The 1875-nt window shown below is 77.1% G+C and carries 1 protein-coding gene; it reads left to right on the top strand.

All coding sequences use genetic code 11. The features are described 5' to 3' along the window. The coding region (gene cydC, locus CF8_RS20555; RefSeq protein ID WP_036491751.1) for a thiol reductant ABC exporter subunit CydC at positions 1-1875 on the top strand (1875 nt) is incomplete at both ends.

The following is a 1875-nucleotide window of genomic DNA, read 5'->3' as shown; positions in this document are numbered from 1 at the left end:
TGCCGCAGCGGCCGTGGCTGACGGCCGGCACGATCGCATCGAACCTGCGGCACGGCGATCCGGCCGCGTCCGACGCCCGTCTGTGGCGGGCGCTCGAGCGCGTCGACCTCGCCCACGTCGTCCTCACCCTGCCCGGCGGTCTGGAGGCCGAGCTCGGCGAGGACGGAGCCGGGCTCTCGGCCGGCGAGCGTGCGCGGCTGGCCCTGGCCCGGGTGCTGGTCAGCGACCGGCCGGTGGTGCTGCTCGACGAGCCCACCGCCCACCTCGACGCCAGCACCGAGGCCGTGCTCGTGCGGGTGATCGGCGAGCTCGCGCAGTCGCGGACCGTCGTCGTGGTCGCGCACCGACCGGCGCTGGTCGACCTCGCGGACCAAGTGATTCGCCTTGAATCAATGGCCGCTCCGCCAGCCACCTCCCGACCCGCCGTCACGGCCCTGCCGCCCCTGCCGGACTGGGCCCCGTCGCGCCGGGCGGACCTCGCCGCCGTCGCGCTCGGCGCCCTCTCGTCGGCATCGGGGGTCGCGCTCACCGCGACCGCCGGCTGGCTGATCACCCGCGCCTCGACCCAGCCGCCCGTGCTGACGCTGATGGTCGCGATCGTCGGTGTCCGCGCCTTCGGCCTGGCCCGACCCGTCCTGCGCTACGCCGAGCGGCTGCTCTCGCACGAGCAGGCCCTCGGTCGCCTCGCCGAGCGCCGGGCCGCGGTCTACGCCGCCCTCGTGCCGCTGGTCCCCGCCCGGCTCGGCACCGCCACCCGCCGTCGCGGCGACCTGCTCACCTCGCTGGTCGACGACGTGGATGCCCTGGTCGACGAGCGGGTCAGGGTCCGGGTGCCGCTGTGGACGGCGGCGCTGGTCGCTGCCGGAGCCCTGCTGTTCGCCGGCGCCCTCGCCCCCGTCGCCGCGCTCGTCGTCGCGCTGCCGGTGGTGGCCACGCTCGCCGTCGGGCTCCTGGTCGGCCGCCGGGCCGCCGTGGTCGAGAGGTCGTACGTCGCCGCGCGGGCCCACCTCGGCGAGCTGGTCGAGTCCACGCTGACCGACGCGCGCCAGCTCGTCGCCTGGCAGCGGGACGCGGCGGCGGTCGACACGGTCGTGCGCGCCAGCTCCGCGCTGGCCGCCCTCGCCCGCCGGGCCGCCGTCGCCCCGGCGTTGGCGCGGGGTCTGCTGCTCGTGACCACGGGCGTCGCGGTGGCGTTGATGCCGCTGGTGACGGGACCGCTGGCACCGGCCACGGCCGCCCTGCTGGTGCTGCTCCCGCTCGCGCTGCACGAAGTGCTCGCGCCGGTCGTCGACGCCGCCGTGGCCCGGGCCCGCTGTGTCGCGGCCACCGCGCGCGTGGAGGCGCTGATCGGGCAGGCTCCCGCCGTCGCCGATCCCGTGTCACCGGTCGGGTGGCCGGCGGCGTACCCCACCGTCGAGGCGCGCGACGTCGGCGCCGGGTTTCGAGACGAGACTTCGTCCCTCCTCAAGCACCGAGGGGCCTCCTTCACGCTGGCTCCGGGCGAACGGATCGGCCTCGTCGGGCCGTCGGGCTCGGGGAAGTCGACGATCGCGGCGCAGCTGATCCGGTTCCAGGACCCGCTGGGCGAGGTGTCGTTCGACGGGGTGCGCGCGCGTGACCTCGCGCTGCACGACGTGCGGGCGCACGTCGCGCTGGTCGACGACGACCCCTACCTCTTCGCGACCTCCGTCGTCGAGAACGTGCGCCTGGCTCGGCCGGCCGCCACCGACGAAGAGGTCACCGCCGCGCTGCGCGTCGCCGGGCTCGGCGCCTGGGTCGAGGCCGTCGGGCTGCACACCCTGATCGGGGCCGGCCACCGCGACGTCTCCGGCGGCGAGCGCGCCCGCCTCGGGCTGGCCCGGGCCGTCCTGGGGC

Origin of the sequence: Nocardioides sp. CF8 (genome assembly GCF_000389985.1) — a bacterium.
Taxonomy (GTDB): domain Bacteria; phylum Actinomycetota; class Actinomycetes; order Propionibacteriales; family Nocardioidaceae; genus Nocardioides; species Nocardioides allogilvus.
This window is presented reverse-complemented; position numbering and strand designations above follow the sequence as displayed.